The organism is Algoriphagus sp. NBT04N3 (assembly GCF_019443765.1).
Taxonomy (GTDB): domain Bacteria; phylum Bacteroidota; class Bacteroidia; order Cytophagales; family Cyclobacteriaceae; genus Algoriphagus; species Algoriphagus ornithinivorans.
Genome location: NZ_CP048415.1, coordinates 4,068,259 through 4,087,395, shown reverse-complemented (window position 1 = coordinate 4,087,395; position 19,137 = coordinate 4,068,259). Strand labels below are relative to the sequence as shown.

Here is a 19,137-nt window from a genome sequence, read left to right as displayed (position 1 = left end):
CGACCAGTCCTAAAGACATTTGGGAGTTGGAATGGGAGAGCTATATCCTATAAAGTGTTTGTTGGTTACCATCAACTTGCTGTTTAGGCATTTCAGCTTTCAGGATTCTAATTTCTGATTTTCCCTTCCGTCTCCGTGCTTCCGTCTCCGGTCTTCGGTCTTCCAACTCTTTTGAGCATGAAAAAAATTCTATTCACATGCTTCCTGGGAGGGCTATGCTTTGTCGGAAGTGAATTCACCTGTTGGAGTCAAGTTGCAGACTCACCCTTGGGGATCGGCAATGCCTTTGCTGATTCTCATCATCCAGGGAGGGAGCGGAGTTTTGCTCCCCCTTTTTCAGGGAAAGCCATATTATATGGTGAATTAATTAATCCGGATTCATTGGGCCCCTTGAAGATGCAGATCAGCCCTTTTAAGAAGGTCTTGGGAGATGCCCTGCCGGATTCAGTATTGGAAATCCAGACAACTCATGGGACTTTCTTTGATGGGGTCCTCGATCCACGGGTTCGAAAATTCAGAGTGGTCCTTCCGGAATTTACCGAGTATGCTTATGTCAGCTTGATGCTGGGAGATAGGCCTATTCTGGATGAGTTTCTTGTCTTTCCGGGGGATAGTGCGATGCTGGGCCTAGATCTCCAAAAGTTCACCACGGTTTTTGCAGGTCCGGAAGGGGATTGGATGGAAACCCAATATCTTGTCCAAAGGGCAATAAAGCAGCATCAGTTTGAAACCCCCAGGGTCATCATCGAACGAGATAGAGAGGGATTTCTGGATAAAGATGATTACCGGGAGCAATACCAAGCTGCTTATCAGAATTTTGGAGCTCAATTGGAAATTCAAAATTTTGGGAAAGATGATATCGAAGCAGCATTCCGACAGCTCGCTATTCCCAAGGAGGAAATCCCGGGGATAGATATACTTTTTCAACGAAAGCATTTATTAAGTAACAGCCGCATAAAGCTCCTGGAGCAGGAAATTCTGGGGAGCTTTTATGCCAAGACGCTGAGTCACCTGAGAAGATATGGGTATCAAATCGGAAAAGCCCAGCATAACCAGTTTGTGGTTCAAAGGATTGAATCAGAGATTCCGGGGATTCTAGAAAGTCTGGAACCCTTGTTTAGCGACCAAGAATTTTCGGGGCCTGGTTCCGGTGGTCTACTGCTGGCGATGGAATGGGCTAAAATGAAGGCTGCGCTGAATAATACGGACTTTAGCAGACTGGTACTGAACGAAACAGAGGGACGCCTTCAGGATCAAATGCTCTACGTCTATGCATTGGAAAATGTAAACAGAGTTGAAGATCCGATTGCTTTTTTGGAAGGGATCCAATCACATATCCGAAAGGAAACCTACCGGGGGCATCTGGAAGGAATAGCTTCCCGTCTTGAACCAGGCATCAAGATCAAGATGGCCTCCTTATATACCCTGGAAGACGAAAGCATTTCTATCCGGGATTTAGAAGGAAAGGCCACGCTATTATATTTTTATTTCTCCACCTGCTCCCACAGTGCCAAATTCTTCCATACGGTGCTAAAACCAATAATGGAGTCAGGTTTATCCAATCAAGAGTTCAACCTGGTAGCCATTTCAGTTGACAATAATCCCGAGCTATGGAAGGAACAATTAAGTACCTACTCCAGTCCTGATATTCCCAATTACCGGCTTCCAAGCAAAGAATGGAGAGCGTGGTTGGATTATTACCTTATCTCCGGGTATCCCAGAACCATGCTGTTGGATTCCGATGGGAAACTATTGAGCATCTGGGTTTCAGGTCGTACCGAAGAAAGCTTTAAAGCCAGCCTTCAAGAATTAGTACCCATTTATCCAACTACTCTGTCAACCCCATCTATTCAAGAACCATGAAAAAAATCCTACTACTGATTTTGGGCTTTTTGCTGATAAGCTTGGCCCATTCACAAGAAAATGAGCAATATCTAATCAAAGGGGTGGTCTATGACCAAGCCTCCGGAGAAACCCTGCCCGGGGTAAACATCCTGATCAAAGGCACAACGCTGGGCACCGTTTCCAATGATGAAGGTGTATTTTCCCTCCAGAGTCCGGGAGGAAATCAAACCCTTTTGGTCAGCTTTATCGGCTACCGACACCAGGAATTGAATTTGACTCTTCCAATTTCAAATGATTTAGAAATTTACCTGAAAGAAGATGAGCTTTTATTGGCTTCATTCGAGGTTTTATCTACAGGATTTCAGGAACTTACTCCTGAAAGGTCCACGGGTTCCTTTGCTTACCTGGATAATGAACTGATCAATCGAAGGGTCAGTACAAACCTGATTGACCGGATGGAGGATTTGACCCCGGGATTGGTATTCAACAGGGATAGACCAGATTTGGAAAAGGGAGAAAGCATATCGATTCGGGGAAACAGTTCCCTGTTTACGGACAATAATCCCTTGATCGTGGTGGACAATCTGGCTTATGACGGTCCACTTTCATCGATCAATCCCAATGATGTGGAAAGTATTACCGTTTTAAGAGATGCAGCAGCCGCTTCTATTTGGGGCGCAAAGGCTGGGAATGGTGTCATAGTCATTACGACCAAATCAGGAAAATTTGCATCTCCTATAAAAGTAAATCTGGTCAGTAACCTTACAGTGGGTCAGGCTTTTGATCCTTTTTACGCCCCTCAGATGGGAATTGGAGAATTTGTAGAGGTGGAAAGAAGACTATTTGATCAGGGCTTTTACGATGGAGATTTCAATTCGTTTGATCAACGGGATTTATCTCCCGTAGTGGAGACACTTTTTCAATTTCGAAATGGGGAGCTTTCAGAAAATGAATTGGAGAACCGACTTAATGCTTTCAAAAGCAGAGATCTTCGGACGTATTTGCAGGAGGACTTTTATCGAAGCTCTCTGAACCAACAATATGCTTTGAATGTAAGTGGAGGGTCTCCCAATTATACCTACTTTGCAGGAATTGGATATGACAGAAACCGAGAATCTCAGGTAAGTGCATCTTCGCATCGAATTACAATAAACCTCCGGCAAAATTGGAGAAGTTCCAATGAGAGATGGAAGGTGGGATTGACTACCTATCTGGCCAATTCCCAAAACCAATCCGGCTTTCCCTTTTTGGAAGGGCTAGCACCATATGATCGATTGAAGGATGAGTCAGGAAATCCTTTACCCGTATTCCGAAATTATACAGTCCGATTCATCAAATCCCTCCGGGATACGGAATTGTTAAATTGGGATTACTTTCCCTTAAGGGAAATCAATGAATCCCGTACTTTTCAAAGTTCCAATGAAATACGAATTAATCCATCCCTTTCTTATGAATTCTTGGAGGGACTTAGTTTTCGGGCAGATTACCAATACTGGAGATCTTTGGGAAAAAGGGAACAGCTCAATCCACTCAGTTCCTACTTTTCCAGAAACCTAATTAATCTTTATTCCACACTCTTGCCCTCTGGAGAGGTTTCCAGGGTCATCCCTCTTGGCGGCATCAATGACTTTGATTACCTGGAGGCTTTTAGCCATACCTTGCGAACGCAGCTCAACTATTCCAAAGTCTGGAGGGAAAAACATGAATTAACTGCTTTGGCTGGTTTTGAGCTCAAGGACTTTCAGCGAAGGATTTCTGCTGAAAGGGCCTATGGGGTGGATGAAATTACAGGAATTCCACAGCCTGTGGATTACCTAAATTTCTACACCCAGATTCATACCGGATTTCCGGACCGAATACCATTCAGACAGAACTACGGAGGATTCACAGACCGATTTCTTTCCGGTTTTGCAAACCTTGGCTATACCTTTAATAAAAGATATTTGCTAACAGTCTCTGCCCGCAGAGATGCTTCCAATCTTTATGGGGTCAAAACCAATAACCGGGCAGTTCCACTTTGGTCTGCGGGTTTAGGTTGGATCTTATCTGAAGAAAACTGGATCCAGAATGACTGGATATCCTTTTTGAAGCTCAAACTGAGCTATGGGTTTAATGGGAATACTAACCCCGCAGCGACTGCCTTTACCACAGCCCAATATTTCACCTCAGCTAGCAACAGCTTGGTAGGCAGGCCTTGGCTTTCCATTCTCAGTCCTCCCAATCCCCAATTGCGATGGGAGCGCATCAAAATTGTCAATTTCGGGACGGAATTCGAATTGGCTAGACAACGATTGACCGGTTCCATTGAGGGGTACCAAAAGCAGGGGATTGATCTTTTTGGGGTTTTACCAACCTATCCCTCTTCAGGTCAGTCCAATTTGACCAAAAACTACGCCCGAACCAATACCATTGGGCTCGACATCCTTTTAAATGGAAGAATCATGGAGGGGCCGGTTGAATGGAATGCAAGTTTGATGTATAGCCATTTTAATGAAAAAGTGGTTGATTATAGACAAAATCCAACGGCTTCCCAAGTTGCTGGATATTCCTCAGGGCTTTTTGGTATCAGTCCTGTTCCGGTAGAAGGGTATCCCCTATACAGCATTTTTAGTTTTCCTTTTGCAGGACTGGATCCTGACACAGGAGATCCTTTAGGACTTCTAAATGGAGAACCCAGTTCGGACTATGCTTCTATTTTAAATCAAACTGAACTGGAGGATTTGATTTTTGAGGGTTCTTCCATTCCCACCCACTTTGGAGCCCTTCGAAATTCCTTCTTTTGGAAAGGCTTTGAGTTATCGGCCAATATTTCCTTTAGACTGGGCTATTATTTCAAAAAAGAGTCGGTAGAATACGATCAGTTGAACAGGGGAGAAATTACGCATTCGGATTACGCTTTGAGATGGCAAAATCCAGGAGATGAGCAGATGACTGATATCCCCTCTGATCCTGAAATGAACAATCCAAGAAGGGCCACCTTTGACAGGATCAGCAGTAGGAGAGTGCGGAAAGGAGACCATATTCGATGGCAGGACCTCCGAGTTTCCTACACTTGGGATAAATCCAAATTTTCGCGATTACCGGTACAAAGAGTGCAGCTCTACACCTATCTGGATAATCTGGGGATTCTTTGGAAGGCAGCCAAGGATGTGAAAGATCCTGATTACAGAAACTTTCAGGCTCCCCGAACCTTTTCTATGGGGCTTTCAGTGAATTTCTAAAAATGCTTCAGAGGTAAAAGTTCAGAGGAAAAAATAAAGCATTTCTCATAGGATTTCGCTCCAAGTACTTCTGTTCCGGCGGCTGGTTACCGTCACCTCTGAAGAATTGAATTTGAATAAACGATTAATCAAACAAATGAAAATGAAAAATATTAAATCACTACTAATGGGAATTTTACCGCTCTTCACTTTGGGCGCCTGTGAAAATTTCCTGGATGAAAAACCGGATCAAACACTGGTTATTCCACAGACATTGGATGATTTCCAAGCACTCTTGGATGCAGAGCCTAGATCCATGAATTCAAGCTCGAAAATGGGTTTTTTAGCTTCCGATGAGGCTTTAATCAGTAATAATTTGCTTAACCTGATGACCTTGGAAGAAAGTGGGGCCTATTTCTGGGAAAAGGATATTTACCCCCCTGATAATGCAGGGGTAGACTGGGCCTTTTCTTACCAAAAAATCTTTTATGCCAACAATGTATTGGAAGGGCTTCTGGATTATGCTCCCAAAACTCAGGAAGAGGAGAGAAGAGCGTTGGAACTGAAGGCCTCAGCACGATTTTACAGAGCTATGGGACATTTTTCTTTGGTCCAGCAATTTGCAGAGCCCTATGTACCTAATCAAACTCAACAAAAAGGAATACCAATCCGAAGAGATGCGGATATTAATGCTTCAAGCCCTGTATTCCCTTTAAGAGAGGTCTATGACTTCATTATTGAAGATTTGGAATTTGCCAGAACAGAGTTGCCAGATTTTCCTGAGATCCCTACTCGTCCTTCGAGATGGGCGGTAGAGGCCTTACTTAGTCGAATATTTCTTTCGATTCAAGATTATGAAAAGGCTTTTGAACATTCTGCCAATGCCTTAGCTATCAGGAATTCGCTTTTGGATTTTAATGAATTGGACTTAAGTCTCAGATACAGATTTTCCCGATTCCATAAGGAGGTGATTCATTACAATAAGATGTATTCGGGAAGGTTTACAGTCAATAATCAAATGGTGATCAATCCTGAAGTTTATGAGTTATATGATTCCTTGGACTTACGAAAAACTGTTTATTTCAGTTCAAGTCCCGTGAAGGGAATGTATTCTCTCACGGGAAGGTATACCGGAGATGCTTTTTTGTTTACAGGTCTGGCTACAGATGAAGTTTTATTGGATCACGCCGAAGCCGCAGCCAGATTAGGAAGAGAGGACCAGGCATTAAACGACTTGAACTATTTGCTGGAGCACCGATTTCAATCTGGGGCCTTTACCCCGTTGGTTGGGGTTTCTGGGAAGGAACTGCTTCGAAGAATTATCGAGGAGCGTAGAAAAGAGTTGGTATTTCGGGGAATTCGTTGGTTGGATTTAAGGCGCTACAACCAAGACCCGGATTTGGCCATTACCATAGACCGCAGTTGGAATAACTCTGAAAGTATCTTGCTCCCGAATTCAGAAGGCTATGTATTTCCAATTCCTCCACGTGAGCTAAGATGGAATGATTTACTTTAACAAAGGGAGGGCCTAGGCCCTCCCCGGTAAAGGACTTACTGTCCCAGGAACTCAAATGTTCCCTCTTTCACCATTGGCGCGGTGATGGAAGGGGCAGTTCGAGTACAAACCTCTTCACTTTCGTTACAGAGGTAATCTTGACCTATTTGCAGGTTTTCCACATTAATCCAGTTGCTACCGTCAAGACCGTATTCTGGCTGAGGTTTATCTGGACTTGTGAAAGCCACAGCTGCAAATGCCCCCAGCACCAAAGCCAGTGCTGGAAGCAGTTTTGAAAGTTTATTCATCGTTTTGGACCCTTTTTTAACGAATCAAAAAGGGACAAACCGTTTTGGTTGTTTGCCTACTCTAACAAGGGTTTTCGGCATCTCCCTGGAGGAGGTTCACCGGTATTGGCTTGTCTCTCACCCAAACCATCGAGAGAAATGAACTTCCGTATTTTAACTATATTTATCTCACTTTTTGCAGCCTTACTTGCAGGTTTTCAGGCTGCCGGGCCAGCCTCCACAGCTGGCCCTCTTTTTCCTTTAACCTTTGAGGTTTTCCAAACCTCGAAGGTTTCATGAACAGAACACCCAAGTAAACCGGGTCAATCTATCAGTCTCTGCATCAGGCCCTTGAGTTCTCCCTGCTTAGTCAATCTGATTGTGATTGGAAAAGAAACTTAAAAAAGAAAATTGAAAATCACCTAAGCCATTTGGCGCATTTGAAAAATAGTTGGGCCAAAATGTGCCATTTGGCGCGTTTTTAACAAAAAATTTTAGCTGGAGTAGTAGAAAATCCTCCGAGGATTAGGATCTGCTTTCTTTCACAACAAAAATTTGGATCATCCAAAAGTTCCCATTTATTCCTTTGCTTAATGGTAGGTCAGAACCTGCTCCCCTCCTAGAGGAGGGGCTGGGGGAGGTCGAAACCCACAATGCGGATATTTTTTAGGAATAATGCAATACCAATATTCGTAAGGGCGCGGTGGGAGGTCGTGGCAGCGGGGCGTGGGCTGGCATAAGGGGGGAAGCTTTGCCACGACAAGGCTTTTTGGTTCTTTTTTGCCTAAAAAAGAACAAAGAGAATAATTGATCCAATTTGGATTTCGTCGCCGTCTTGCTGGCATTGAGATTTTGTTTCCAATTGGAGATTAAGGGCCAGCGCTGGGGGGATTTTCGTCCGCATTTATACCCTGGGTTGCACCCAGGGCTAAGAAATTACGCTCCTTTGGAGCTTTTGATCCGAGTTCGATTGATAGTTTATCTTGCTAAAGGCATATCTTAAAAATTATCTTTTAGGTATATTTTGATTATTTCGCCGCAGGCATTTTTCAATGTAGTTCCACAGTATTTCCATATAAATATCGCCGAAGGCATATCTTCTCTTATCTTAAAAAATATCTTATCGATAACCTCGAGTTTAGAAATATTTCGCCGCAGGCGTATTTCTATCTGTTTCCATTTTATTTCTCGAATGTCTTGCTGGCACGGTGATTTCGTTTCTAATTTGAAATTCTGCGCCAGCGCTGGGGAAGGGTGGTTCATTTTGGAATCCAGGGGTTAAAACCCCTGGCTAAAAAATCTCCGCTCCTTCGGAGCTTTTGATCCGAGTTCGATTGATAGTTTATCTCGCCGAAGGCATATCTTAAAAATTATCTTTTAGGTATATTTTGATTATTTCGCCGCAGGCGTATTTCTATTTATTTCTACCGTATTTCTATGTAGTGCCATACCTACGGCATGGTGAAGAGTTTGTGGTCATTTTTTTGCCACCGAGCTGAAATCCCTACGGGATAAATATCTCGCCGAAGGCATATCTTCTCTTATCTTAAAAAATATCTTATCGATAACCTCAAGTTTAGGAATATTTCGCCGCAGGCGTATTTCTTTTATTTCTAATGTATTTCTCTTCCTTTCTTGCTGGCATTGAGATTTCGCTTTCAAACAGGGTAAAAGGGCCAGCGCTGGGGGAGGGTTGCGTTTTTTCGTACCAGGGGTTAAAACCCCTGCCTGTCCTCAGGCGGGGCTATGACATTTTACGCTCCAAAGGAGCTTTGAAATAGGTTTCAGTTCGAAGGAGTTATAAGTCGCATAGCGACGAAATATTTCCAAGCCAGAGATTTCAATCTCTGGAATTCAGATAAGGTGTTGAATTGTTGACGAAGTCCCATAGGGACGGCCGATGTAAATGCTGAATTGAAAGCTCCGTTCCTCCGCCTCCTTACTCGGGCCTGTGCGCCTCTGGCATGGCAATTGAAGAGCTTAAGCCTTTCAGACTTTGAAGAGATTAAATTTCTGATCTCAATGCCTTAAATCTGAGAAGGATCAATTCCCCTTTTAAAGGAGGCAAGGGGGATTTTCTCAGCTTGACTCGCCCTAAAATTAATTTACAAGCCCTTGTCCTGCTCCCCTCCTCCAGGAGGGGCTGGGGGAGGTCGAAACCCAAAATGCGGATATTTTTTAGGAATCACGCAATACCAATATTCGTAAGGGCGCGGTGGGAGGTCGTGGCAGCGGGGCGTGGGCTGGCATAAGGGGGGAAGCTTTGCCACGACAAGGCTTTTTGGTTCTTTTTTGCCTAAAAAAGAACAAAGAGAATAATTGATCCAATTTGGATTTAGTCGTCGTCTTGCTGGCATTGAGATTTTGTTTCCAATTGGAGATTAAGGGCCAGCGCTGGGGGTCGATTTTGTCTTTCGTTCCAGGGGTTGAAACCCACGCCTGCCCGCCGTGGCGGGGCTAAGAAATCTCCGCTCCTTCGGAGCTTTTGATCCGAGTTCGATTGATAGATTATCTCGCCGAAGGCATATCTTAAAAATTATCTTTTAGGTATATTTTGATTATTTCGCCGCAGGCGTATTTCTATTTATTTCTACCGTATTTCTATGTAGTGCCATACCTACGGCATGGTGAAGAGTTTGTGGTCATTTTTTTGCCACCGAGCTGAAATCCCTACGGGATAAATATCTCGCCGAAGGCATATCTTCTCTTATCTTAAAAAATATCTTATCGATAACCTCAAGTTTAGGAATATTTCGCCGCAGGCGTATTTCTTTTATTTCTAATGTATTTCTCTTCCTTTCTTGCTGGCATTGAGATTTCGCTTTCAAACAGGGTAAAAGGGCCAGCGCTGGGGGAGGGTTGCGTTTTTTCGTACCAGGGGTTGAAACCCCTGCCTGTCCTCAGGCGGGGCTATGACATTTTACGCTCCTACGGAGCTTTGAAATAGGTTTCAGTTCGAAGGAGTTATAAGTCGCATAGCGACGAAATATTTCCAAGCCAGAGATTTCAATCTCTGGAATTCAGATAAGGTGTTGAATTGTTGACGAAGTCCCATAGGGACGGCCGATTTAAATGCTGAATTGAAAGCTCCATTCCTCCGCCTCCTTACTCCGGCCTGTGCGCCTCTGGCATGGCAATTGAAGAGCTTAAGCCTTTCAGACTTTGAAGAGATTAAATTTCTGATCTCAATGCCTTAAATCTGAGAAGGATCAATTCCCCCTTAAAAGGGGATAAGGGGGATTTTCTCAGCTTGACTCGCCCTAAAATTAGTTTACAGGTTCTGGTTCACTCCCCTCCTCCAGGACGGGCTGGGGGAGGTCATGATCTTCCCTTTGTCCCTTTGACTCTTTTAAATAATTCCTTTCTGATCAACTTATGCAATTCAATGTATATCCGGAACTCCATAGATTGACGCTCTTCTCCAAAAAACCTATTAGCCATCATATGAATGTGATTTCCTACAATCCTGAACCTCTCTTCCTCTTCTTTCTTTAGATTTAGCAGGTTTAGGAAAAGGGATTCATAGTTTTTCTCCCATCCTAAATCCAGAAAGGAACCCATAAAATCCAAATCCATGGAATATTGGAGTAAATCTTTTTTTTGCTCATAGGGAATAGACTTGACTTTTAATTGAAGAAATCTAAATGCTCCTTCCTTGGAAAATGTCTTTTGAATCAATTTGCTCCATAATTTTAAGCTGATTGCTTGAAAAAAACGATTTCGAAGCTCTTCATCCCGGTAAAATTTAATCGCTTCAATCAACAATTGTGATTCTAAATGGAATAGCTCTTCAGATATTTTATAAGTTTCAGCCCCGTATTTTTTGATTTCGGGATAATATGGTCTCAACTCAATGGAATAAAAGGGATTCCTGACTTTCCCATAACCCAACCAGAATAATTCTTTTTTCTGCTGGGAATTGACTCTTAAAAACCGAATTCTGACCTGAATGCAGCCAGACTCAGGATAGACTAAAAAATACCAAACGATTTTCTGTACTGAAACATATTCGATTAATTCCCTGGAGAAATAATAAACCAAGAAATCCCATAAATCCTCTTCATGAATTTTGATTAAATAATACAAGGACTCTTTATCCTCGGATGAAATAGAATTGATAAAACCCTCCCAGCTCCATTCCTTTTTTTCTCTGCTGAAATTAATGGCAAATTCAGGGTAGATAGTGCGGGCAGATTCCTTTGAAATATAACTGTTGTCTTCCAGCCAAATAGGATCTGAAAGAGTGAGTTTATTCTTTTTTCTCAGCTCTTCCCAAAAAATCTGGAACTCTTCGTTTTTCTCCCAATTGATAAGTAACTCTCTGTCAAAAATTCCAATTTTTATCGGACATGGAATTTGGTTTCTGATGAGCCACTGTTCAAGATCTTTTCTGACTGAAAACCATTCTTCGTAAACTTTCCATTTTCTGCACTGTAAAATCAGATTACCCCATTGAAATTGAGGGCTTTGTGGAATAAAAGACTTGGATTGAAACTCATAGATCCCTAACCTATAGGACTGTCCTTGATTTAGTTCCCAGATCAACTTGATTAAAGGATGGGAGATTTCTCTTCCATTTAATGGGTGGGTGACAACAGGTACAATCCTTTTTCCGGTGCTTAGTTGATAAATCAAGATGTTACCTTCCCTAATTCCCAGTTCTAAATCACAAAGTGAAATTGCCCAGGGGCCAGATTCCTTCATTGGACTAATGTAATGTTGGAATAATGGGGCTGTCTGACAGATTCCTTGGACATTGCCGGATTCCACAATTTTTAGTTCTGCGTAAATAATGTCTTGATTCCGGAAAACAGTGTCTCTTATTTCCTTTTGATAATTCAATATTGGGCCATAGCGATTGAACCTTCCAAAATAGCTGAATGGCTTGTTACAAACTAGGTTTTCAACCAAAAGCCTGCCTCGATTACATTTTCTAATAAGGAAGTTGAGATCGTAAATTGCATCTGAAACAGGTTTGTTTGTTAATCTGCTTTTTAAATCAACAGGATTTTGAAAGTCCAAACCGGAATAATTCAAATATCCTGAAGGGTCCGCACTGTTTAATAAGACTTGATTTAAAAAATTACCGTAAACAAAATCCGGATAATTCAATAAAATGGGTAAGGGTACAAACCTGTCGTCAAAATGCTCCTGAAACCAAAAATGAAATGATTGAATATAGCTGCTTTTTGTCTCAGTAAATAAATTTCCCGCAGTTGCCCAAAAATCTTGAACCCACTGAAAACTATCTTTTCCCAAAGCTATTTTTTCTTTGAAAACAAGATCAATTTTTTGCTTGGGAACTACTCCCATTTCTCTCCTTTGAAAGGTTTTTTGAATGATACCCATTTCCACCAGTTGAGTCCAAAGTTCTTCAATTTCTTGTTCTGGCCATTGGGAGTACCAATCCTTAAATTTTGAGTAGGAGATTTTATTGTCCTGAGAAAGAATTTTCTCTAGCTTCTGGGTAAGAGGATTGGAAGGAATACTCACGAAAGCCCAACGCTCTTCGCGGTTTAAAAAACTTAAATATTGATTTCTTCCAAAATTTTTGAATCCCTCAAGTCCTACATAAAAGTGTTCATGTTTTTCCGTCGAATTGGAAGTGAAATCAATCTTGTTCAAAAGGAGTATTTCGGTTAGATCCAACTCATTTTTTTTATCATCTCCAAATTCACCAACCCCTACACCTGCCCAATATCCAAAAGGAGTAGACCTGAACCTACCTCTCAGCAAATACTTAATGACTTTTCGTTGTTTCCTTTCGGACAACTCAGGAAATGAAACTGACTTAATTTCTTGGTAAAAACTTTCCGAAGAATTTTTGATGGCTTTTACTACCTGAGGCCAATGGGCACTTATTTCTTTTATGGATCTTGGGTCCAAATCAAAAAGCGGAGCTCTGAATAAAAATCTCATTTTTTAAACCCCATTCTAATACAGGGTTTCTCGCTTTTCAAAATATTTCAACAGACATCATTTCAACCAAGACAAACAGCTTATATACCCCTATGGCGCAAGTTCAAAGAGTCAGAATTCCCTTGAGAAAATTCAATTGTGCTCATCCATTTGAATGTTTGAGAAAATCTAGACGGCCTTGAAATCCTTTTAATTATCTCATTTTACCTTTTGACATTACTATTCCACCATGATATCCAATCCTGTATTTTGTTTGATAACTATCCTTCTAACTAGCCTCATTCCCTAATACCCCGACACTCCAATATTAATTGTCCTATTGCCTAACACCTACTCCCAACAGTCTTGCCTCAAAGTAATAGGAAAGCTACAGGAGAGTTACGGCAAAGCTGACTTACAATTCATGCTTGAATTACTGTCAAGTCCACAGAGTATTTTATTTCCTTAAATTCCACTAGATCCACTCCTTATATAGATTCTCTAGAATCCACTTTCAATTTGATTTTCAGATACTTGATCTCAGTTTTGGGCATGTTTCACACTAAAATAAACATGCTATGGCAAGACAATCAAGTTTTCTAAAACTCGAAGGGACCATCGGTGATATAACCTTTTATAAAGGGAGGACCGGTTTTAAAGCCCGGCAAAAAGGCGGTGTTTCTAAGGATCGGATCTTGAAAGATCCCAAGTTCAGACGTACCCGTGAAAATCTCCAGGAATTTTCAAGAGCAGCCAATGCTGCTAAATTCTTAAAAGATGCATTTCGAGGCATTGCTCTCAAATCCAGTGATGGGTCCTTGCACAATAGGCTCTATTCCATTGCTACCAAAGTGATCTATTCAGATACCTTGAGTAACAGGGGGGAAAGAAGATTTGAGTTGGGAAATATCCAGCTGATGAAAGGCTTCCAGTTTTCCAATCAATCAACAATTGAAAATACTCTGTTCAAACAGCCACAAATTTCGGATGAACCTGACTCGGTTACTGTAACTATTCAAGCAATGGTGCCGGCTACCTATCTCCGTTCTGTGGTTAATACAACTCATTACAGAATCTCTCTGATTCGGGCCAGTATCAACTTTGTTGATGGAACCTACTCTGAGGAATCTGTGAATTCAGGTGAAATTCCTATTTCCATGAATGAACAAGAAGAGTTGGCATTAACCCTTCCAAAACCTTCAATTCCTGATACTCATCATTTCTTTGCAATGGCATTGGAATATTTACAGGTATTGGAAAACGGATCAAAATATGATCTCTACGATTTGACCCAGAATCCAGCTACAATTTTGGTAGTATCCTGATTTGTTTCCTTTGACTTGAATGAAAAATTAGAGTCTGATGAAAATCATTCTGGAAAGAGAATATTGGCCAACCAGTACTCATGGTAGTTTATTCGTCAATGATAAACTAATCTGCCATACGCTGGAAAAACCAAGAATCTCAGGAAACCCAAAAGAGTCTTGTCTTCCGGAAGGTTCTTACCTGATTTTGAAGGAAGACCAGATGCCCTTTCTTTCCTTGAAGAAACATCAAAAAGGAGACTTTGTAGGTGTCCTTTGTCCTCAGGGTTTGATTGGGATTGAATTTCCCCAAATAATTCTACCAGTCCATAAGATTAGGTCTGAAGGCACCGGGACATCTTCCACAAAAGCTTTCGGTAATCTAATGAGAGCTTTTGCACAAGTCAATTGGTTTCGGGATAGTCTTCGACTGGAAATAAGAAGCTCACCGGAAAAGGCCCTGAATCTGGCCTGTTGTGAAATTGCTTGGATGGACTGATTACTTGGGTAAAATTGGGAGGAGTTTGCATGCTCCTCCTTTCCATCATCACTTTAATTCCTTCTCACTGAGAAAGAGTAGAAAGCTGATGAGTATGAATACTGTACCCTACAATCTCAAACTGGTCATTTAATGAACATGATGGAATTTTTGCCTTTTAGTCCTATAACTGAATAATTATTTGGTCTTCGGGCAAACACATCAAAGTGAATGAATAGTCACAGAATATTCCATCTAAAGTTCATTCATACTGACTGAAATTGAGATGGTAAGCCTTTGTTTATCATAAATAACTTATTGATGGCTCAAATAATCCATATAGGTAATGATAAAAAGTATCTGATTCTCTTTTGGAATAGACCAGTGGGTCTTTGTTCACCTAGGGAATCCAGTTTCATAGGGTCTTCAAGAGTAAATGTCTCGTTGCGATGAGACTGCTGCTGAAGCGAAGGTATACTCCCCGGGGCAGCCTGGGGAGGCTTTTCCTGGGTCAGCGACAGCTATGCTTTATCAGGGAAGCGCCTAAGAATTGCTTTGGGTCCAAGTTTTCCTGCATGGAGGAGGGAATCTATGAACTGGAACCCATTCACAGTGAAGCAAGCGGCTGGCAAATTCGGGTAGGGGATAAGGGCTTGATTTTATCCAAGGCGGCTGATCAGTTGCCGGGGAATTTCGAACTCTGTCCGGTAAGCTGTTACCGAGCAGATGGCACTCCATTGTTCACCAAACTGGCTTTTCAAAAATTATTGGATGAGCTGGGAGAATATTGGGGAAGAGGAGAGATCCTCCAATTGCAGATAGAATCCAAGGCCATACCCTATTCCTATCAGGCATGTCAGATACCTTCTTACTCCTAACCCTGACTGGGGCGATCATTTCTATCCTCTTATCGGTGATCGCTTATTTTCTCAAGTTTCTGTTTCAGGACTTTAGAAAACTGCAAGAGGATTTTCTGGAAATCAAAGCCAGGCAAGAAAGCCTGAGAGCTGAGATTGACAGAATCTCCGAGGTGTTGCTTTTGCTCAAAAAGCAGCTGATGCGGAAAGCTCGACTTTCTTAAGCACAGATAATTAAACAATACAAATAATAATTACATGGGAATATTTTCAGAAATCAAACAAAGGGCTTTGGCCCCCACACCTCCCTTCTTTAAAAAACTGAAAAGAATCGGGTTGGTAGTAGCTGCTGTAGGTACGGCGGTTTTGACAGCTCCAGGTTCTGTTCCGGCGGCTTTACTGCTATGGGCAGGGCATGCTGTAACGGCAGGAACTATCCTGGTGACCATCACTCAACTGACAGTGGATGAAAATCAGCTGGAAGAAGAGGATGCATCCTTGACTTATTGATCATCAAGCTGGGCGGGTTTCCTGCCCGGCTTTTTTTGAAACAACAGATGAGAGGGTTGAGAAGCGAGATGCGAGATGCGAGAGACGAGATGCGAGAGACTAGAAGCGAGAGGCGAGAGGCGAGAGACGAGAAAGCAGACCATTCAATTACTCAAATACTCAGTTACTCAATTACTCAATCATACAAATACAAAATCACATGATCTCAAAAACCCGATATATCAAACACATTGTAATCCATTGTTCTGCGGGATTTGCAGGCAGAGCGGGAATCGAAAGATTTTGGAAGGAGACACTAAAATGGAAGGTTCCAGGCTATCATTTTTTGGTTGAAGTGGATGGCTTAATTCATCAATTGCTACAATTAGACCAAGTCAGTAATGGAGTCAGGGGGTACAATCAGCACGCCATTCATATTTGTTATGTGGGTGGAGTGCATCCTGACAATATTCATTTGGCTATGGATACACGTACGGTGGAACAACAAGCGGGTATTCTAACCTGTATTTTTCAATCCTTGGAATGGGCCAGGCAGTTTCAGGACATCTCAGCCATCAAGATTTTAGGACACAGGGACTTTTCGCCTGACAAAAACGGCAATGGAATCATAGAACCTTGGGAACGAATCAAAGAATGCCCCTCCTTTGAAGCGATCTTAGAATATCAATGGATTATGAAGAGGGGGAATGAGGTTTAAAGTTGTTTCCGGAGTTACGAGGGCTTCATCTCTCAAAAAACATGTGATTGGTAAAGAGGAAAAGTAATTTTAAAAGTTAGAATCTTTGAGTGAATCCAAAATATTTATAAAAAATCACCTCCTTGATTATAAGGAGGTGATCAAGCATTATGAGCTTTGAAAATTAGAAATTAATTAAACTGATCAACTTTAAGAACATAGAAGGCAATTCCCCCGCCAGTCCATCCGCCAGAAGATACAACACCATCGTTTAAAATTGTTGTAAAATGAAATCCTTTATCAGGATGATAATATTCGTAAACAGGAACTCTATCACTTGCAGGGCCAGAATAAACATAAGCTAATAGGCCTTGGTTTGCATAACTAGGGAATTCATTAGATAAATTTGGGTTAGTAGTCATGTAATCTACATGGGTAATCGTATTTCGGTATTTATAAAGTGGTACAGTATTTGGTTTTGATGAAGTAAATACATAGCCATTAAAACCCCAATAGGCGAAGCCTTGACTTCCAAATCCGTATAAATTCCAGTTAGGCGTCCAATTGAACCCTCCAGTTGCTACTTTTTGATAAGCATAAAATGGTTTTTCACTTAAATCCAATGGATATAATGTTCTTATTGACAACTGATCTAAATAAGGGAAACCAGTCCAACCTTTAGTCAGTTGATGATTCATAATTGAATTAGGATCACTTGTCCATGTTCCTGCTATCAAAATTCCAACCGTGTTGTTTGGGTTTGCTCCTGGTGTATTATAATCAGTATGATGAAATCCAACAGTGTGGCCAATCTCGTGCGCCATTGTTTGAATTTTCCAATCCAAAGAAAGATAATATGACTGTTCGGAATCATGCACGTAGCCAAATATTCTTAGACAGCTAGTGACATTAGTTTCCGTAGTCATGAAGATAAGCGGTACTTGTGGAAAAATACACAAGCCCATGAATATCATAGATTTTATCCATCACTTTCCAAATGAGGAAAGTTGTGAGATCTTTCTGAAAGACTTTCGTCAAAAAGCAGGGATTTACTGCAAAACCTGTAAGGGATTCCCTAAGCACTATTGGTTTTCGGGCAGGAAGTTCTTCGAATGTAGTGTTTGTCGAAGGAGAACTTCTTTAAAAGCCGGAACGGTGATGGAGGCCAGCAACCTGTCGCTTCATACCTGGTTTACTGCGTTTCTGTTGATGTCAGCTACCAAGAAAGGCTTTTCTTGCCTGGAGTTCCAAAGACAGCTTGGACTTAAACGATACCAAACAGCTTTCAGTCTGATGCATAAGATTAGAGTAGTCATGGGCAAACGGGATGGTCTTTATTTGCTCAAGGGGATGGTTGAATACGACGAGGCCTATGTGGAAAAGGCAACCCGTAAAAGGGTTCAGGAACAGCTAAAGCGAGGAAAGGGTAGTCAGAAACAGGCGATTGTTGCAGTAGCTTGCGAATCCACTCCTTTGGAAGATCCTGATTCCGGTAAGAAAGGAAGCCATTGTGGCTTTTTCAAAATGAAAATACTTAAGGATGTGACCAGTGATTCGGTGAAACAGTTTGTGGAAACCACCGTGGATTCGTCCTCGGTTTTATTTACCGACAAAAACACCGCGTATGTCGATCTGGAAAAAATGGTAGAGGAGCACATCAAAGTGAAATCTTCCAAGGATTCAACAAATGGAACACTCAATTGGGTACACACAGCAATAAGTAACCTGAAGAAAAATCTCCTCGGGATATATCACATGGTTTCAGAAAAATATCTGCAAAACTACTTGGATGAATTTGCTTACAAGCTCAACAGAAGATACTTTGGAGAAAAATTATTTGACAGGCTGATTATCGCGGCGGTCTATCCATACGTGCAACATTACGAATAGTCATAAAAGATAATTATAATATGTATTTATATAAATTTGACTTCCTGGATTTCCTAATCCATTAGGCCCTTGCGCAGCTGCTATACCAGATCCGGAGGAAAAAAAACCCGAAATTTCAATATCTGCAACCCCTGTTGTAGGCTCAAAATAAAGACTTGAGTTTCTTATTGAATTCCATTCATTAAATGCTGCTGTGGTTGCTGTTCTCCATTGGCCACCGTCCCCTGAAATTGGCACAGAAGAGGCAAACTTATATTTTATTCTTCTTATAACATTCGGAGTATAACTAACAATATTTTGAAAACGGTACTGTTGATTTTCTGAAGTTAAACCTTTCTTTCCTTCATTATCTCGTTTTTTTTCAGTGAAAATACTAAGATCTTGATTAGTGATTAATAAATCTCCATCGACAAGAAAATCATTATTGAATTTTTCAATTGACTTCCCTTTCAACCCAAAATACTCCATGTAGCTAATTAACCTTGGATCTGGATTTTCAATCTTTTCAATAAAAATCTCATTTTCATTTAAAGCTTTTGGTTCATCAATTTCTGTTTGACAACCAAATAAAATAACAGAGGCCAAAATAGTTACCCCTATAAAATTTTTAAATAAATTTTTCATATAAAATAAGTTTAGGTAAATCAATTTAGAAAAGATTTAATAAAAACAAAAATCATTTTAAGTTTTCCTATTT

At 41.2% G+C, this 19,137-nt stretch carries 14 protein-coding genes; 10 read left to right on the top strand and 4 right to left on the bottom strand.

Annotated elements, in window-relative coordinates:
• The first annotated feature begins 177 nt into the window (after nucleotides 1-177).
• The 3 genes from GYM62_RS17770 (at nucleotide 178) to GYM62_RS17760 (ending at nucleotide 6,561) form a co-directional block, all read left to right on the top strand.
• Complete coding sequence (locus GYM62_RS17770) at nucleotides 178-1,863, top strand: thioredoxin family protein (protein WP_219957391.1); 1,686 nt, start codon at nucleotides 178-180, stop codon at nucleotides 1,861-1,863.
• A complete protein-coding gene (locus tag GYM62_RS17765; protein WP_219957390.1) occupies nucleotides 1,860-5,066 on the top strand; it encodes a SusC/RagA family TonB-linked outer membrane protein in 3,207 nt (1,068 codons plus the stop codon). The genes GYM62_RS17770 and GYM62_RS17765 overlap by 4 nt, the downstream gene beginning before the upstream one ends.
• A gap of 142 nt (nucleotides 5,067-5,208) precedes the next feature.
• A complete protein-coding gene (locus GYM62_RS17760; RefSeq protein WP_219957389.1) occupies nucleotides 5,209-6,561 on the top strand; it encodes a RagB/SusD family nutrient uptake outer membrane protein in 1,353 nt (450 codons plus the stop codon).
• 35 nt (nucleotides 6,562-6,596) lie between these two features.
• Here the strand turns inward: GYM62_RS17760 and GYM62_RS17755 are convergent, their stop codons facing one another.
• Together GYM62_RS17755 and GYM62_RS17750 are read right to left on the bottom strand one after the other, a co-directional pair.
• On the bottom strand, nucleotides 6,597-6,848 hold the full coding sequence (locus tag GYM62_RS17755) for a hypothetical protein (RefSeq protein ID WP_219957388.1): 252 nt from the start codon (nucleotides 6,846-6,848) through the stop codon (nucleotides 6,597-6,599).
• Nucleotides 6,849-10,145: 3,297 nt separating this feature from the next.
• A complete protein-coding gene (locus GYM62_RS17750) occupies nucleotides 10,146-12,746 on the bottom strand; it encodes a lantibiotic dehydratase (RefSeq protein ID WP_219957387.1) in 2,601 nt (866 codons plus the stop codon).
• A 557-nt stretch (nucleotides 12,747-13,303) separates the two neighbouring features.
• On the opposite strand from GYM62_RS17750, the gene GYM62_RS17745 reads away from it, so the two are divergent.
• From GYM62_RS17745 to GYM62_RS17720, 6 genes are all read left to right on the top strand, one after another.
• Complete coding sequence (locus GYM62_RS17745) at nucleotides 13,304-14,050, top strand: hypothetical protein (protein ID WP_219957386.1); 747 nt, start codon at nucleotides 13,304-13,306, stop codon at nucleotides 14,048-14,050.
• Nucleotides 14,051-14,087: 37 nt separating this feature from the next.
• Nucleotides 14,088-14,528 (top strand): DUF5675 family protein, encoded by a 441-nt coding sequence (locus tag GYM62_RS17740; protein ID WP_219957385.1) that lies wholly within the window; start codon nucleotides 14,088-14,090, stop codon nucleotides 14,526-14,528.
• A 554-nt stretch (nucleotides 14,529-15,082) separates the two neighbouring features.
• Entirely contained in the window at nucleotides 15,083-15,385 is a 303-nt protein-coding gene (locus tag GYM62_RS17735; protein ID WP_219957384.1) for a hypothetical protein, read from the top strand.
• Entirely contained in the window at nucleotides 15,361-15,588 is a 228-nt protein-coding gene (locus tag GYM62_RS17730) for a hypothetical protein (RefSeq protein WP_219957383.1), read from the top strand. The genes GYM62_RS17735 and GYM62_RS17730 overlap by 25 nt, the downstream gene beginning before the upstream one ends.
• 34 nt (nucleotides 15,589-15,622) lie before the next feature.
• Nucleotides 15,623-15,874: a hypothetical protein gene (locus GYM62_RS17725; protein WP_219957382.1), complete on the top strand. Its 252-nt coding sequence runs from the start codon at nucleotides 15,623-15,625 to the stop codon at nucleotides 15,872-15,874.
• Between the two features lie 199 nt (nucleotides 15,875-16,073).
• Nucleotides 16,074-16,571, top strand: coding sequence for an N-acetylmuramoyl-L-alanine amidase (locus GYM62_RS17720; RefSeq protein WP_219957381.1), 498 nt, complete (start codon nucleotides 16,074-16,076; stop codon nucleotides 16,569-16,571).
• Between the two features lie 170 nt (nucleotides 16,572-16,741).
• Here the strand turns inward: GYM62_RS17720 and GYM62_RS17715 are convergent, their stop codons facing one another.
• Complete coding sequence (locus GYM62_RS17715; RefSeq protein ID WP_219957380.1) at nucleotides 16,742-17,374, bottom strand: M57 family metalloprotease; 633 nt, start codon at nucleotides 17,372-17,374, stop codon at nucleotides 16,742-16,744.
• 139 nt (nucleotides 17,375-17,513) lie between these two features.
• On the opposite strand from GYM62_RS17715, the gene GYM62_RS17710 reads away from it, so the two are divergent.
• Nucleotides 17,514-18,440: an IS1595 family transposase gene (locus GYM62_RS17710; protein WP_219957379.1), complete on the top strand. Its 927-nt coding sequence runs from the start codon at nucleotides 17,514-17,516 to the stop codon at nucleotides 18,438-18,440.
• Here the strand turns inward: GYM62_RS17710 and GYM62_RS17705 are convergent, their stop codons facing one another.
• Nucleotides 18,441-19,064, bottom strand: coding sequence for a hypothetical protein (locus tag GYM62_RS17705; RefSeq protein ID WP_219957378.1), 624 nt, complete (start codon nucleotides 19,062-19,064; stop codon nucleotides 18,441-18,443).
• Between the last annotated feature and the right edge of the window lie 73 nt (nucleotides 19,065-19,137).

Excerpts from the sequence above, each read along its gene's own strand:
- GYM62_RS17725 (WP_219957382.1), top strand. The coding sequence starts at position 15,623 with ATGGGAATATTTTCAGAAATCAAACAAAGGGCTTTGGCCCCCACACCT.
- GYM62_RS17720 (WP_219957381.1), top strand. The coding sequence starts at position 16,074 with ATGATCTCAAAAACCCGATATATCAAACACATTGTAATCCATTGTTCT.
- GYM62_RS17755 (WP_219957388.1), bottom strand. The coding sequence starts at position 6,848 with ATGAATAAACTTTCAAAACTGCTTCCAGCACTGGCTTTGGTGCTGGGG.
- GYM62_RS17705 (WP_219957378.1), bottom strand. The coding sequence starts at position 19,064 with ATGAAAAATTTATTTAAAAATTTTATAGGGGTAACTATTTTGGCCTCT.
- GYM62_RS17760 (WP_219957389.1), top strand. The coding sequence starts at position 5,209 with ATGAAAAATATTAAATCACTACTAATGGGAATTTTACCGCTCTTCACT.
- GYM62_RS17715 (WP_219957380.1), bottom strand. The coding sequence starts at position 17,374 with ATGGCGCACGAGATTGGCCACACTGTTGGATTTCATCATACTGATTAT.
- GYM62_RS17710 (WP_219957379.1), top strand. The coding sequence starts at position 17,514 with ATGAATATCATAGATTTTATCCATCACTTTCCAAATGAGGAAAGTTGT.
- GYM62_RS17750 (WP_219957387.1), bottom strand. The coding sequence starts at position 12,746 with ATGAGATTTTTATTCAGAGCTCCGCTTTTTGATTTGGACCCAAGATCC.
- GYM62_RS17735 (WP_219957384.1), top strand. The coding sequence starts at position 15,083 with ATGGAGGAGGGAATCTATGAACTGGAACCCATTCACAGTGAAGCAAGC.
- GYM62_RS17730 (WP_219957383.1), top strand. The coding sequence starts at position 15,361 with ATGTCAGATACCTTCTTACTCCTAACCCTGACTGGGGCGATCATTTCT.
- GYM62_RS17740 (WP_219957385.1), top strand. The coding sequence starts at position 14,088 with ATGAAAATCATTCTGGAAAGAGAATATTGGCCAACCAGTACTCATGGT.
- GYM62_RS17770 (WP_219957391.1), top strand. The coding sequence starts at position 178 with ATGAAAAAAATTCTATTCACATGCTTCCTGGGAGGGCTATGCTTTGTC.
- GYM62_RS17745 (WP_219957386.1), top strand. The coding sequence starts at position 13,304 with ATGGCAAGACAATCAAGTTTTCTAAAACTCGAAGGGACCATCGGTGAT.
- GYM62_RS17765 (WP_219957390.1), top strand. The coding sequence starts at position 1,860 with ATGAAAAAAATCCTACTACTGATTTTGGGCTTTTTGCTGATAAGCTTG.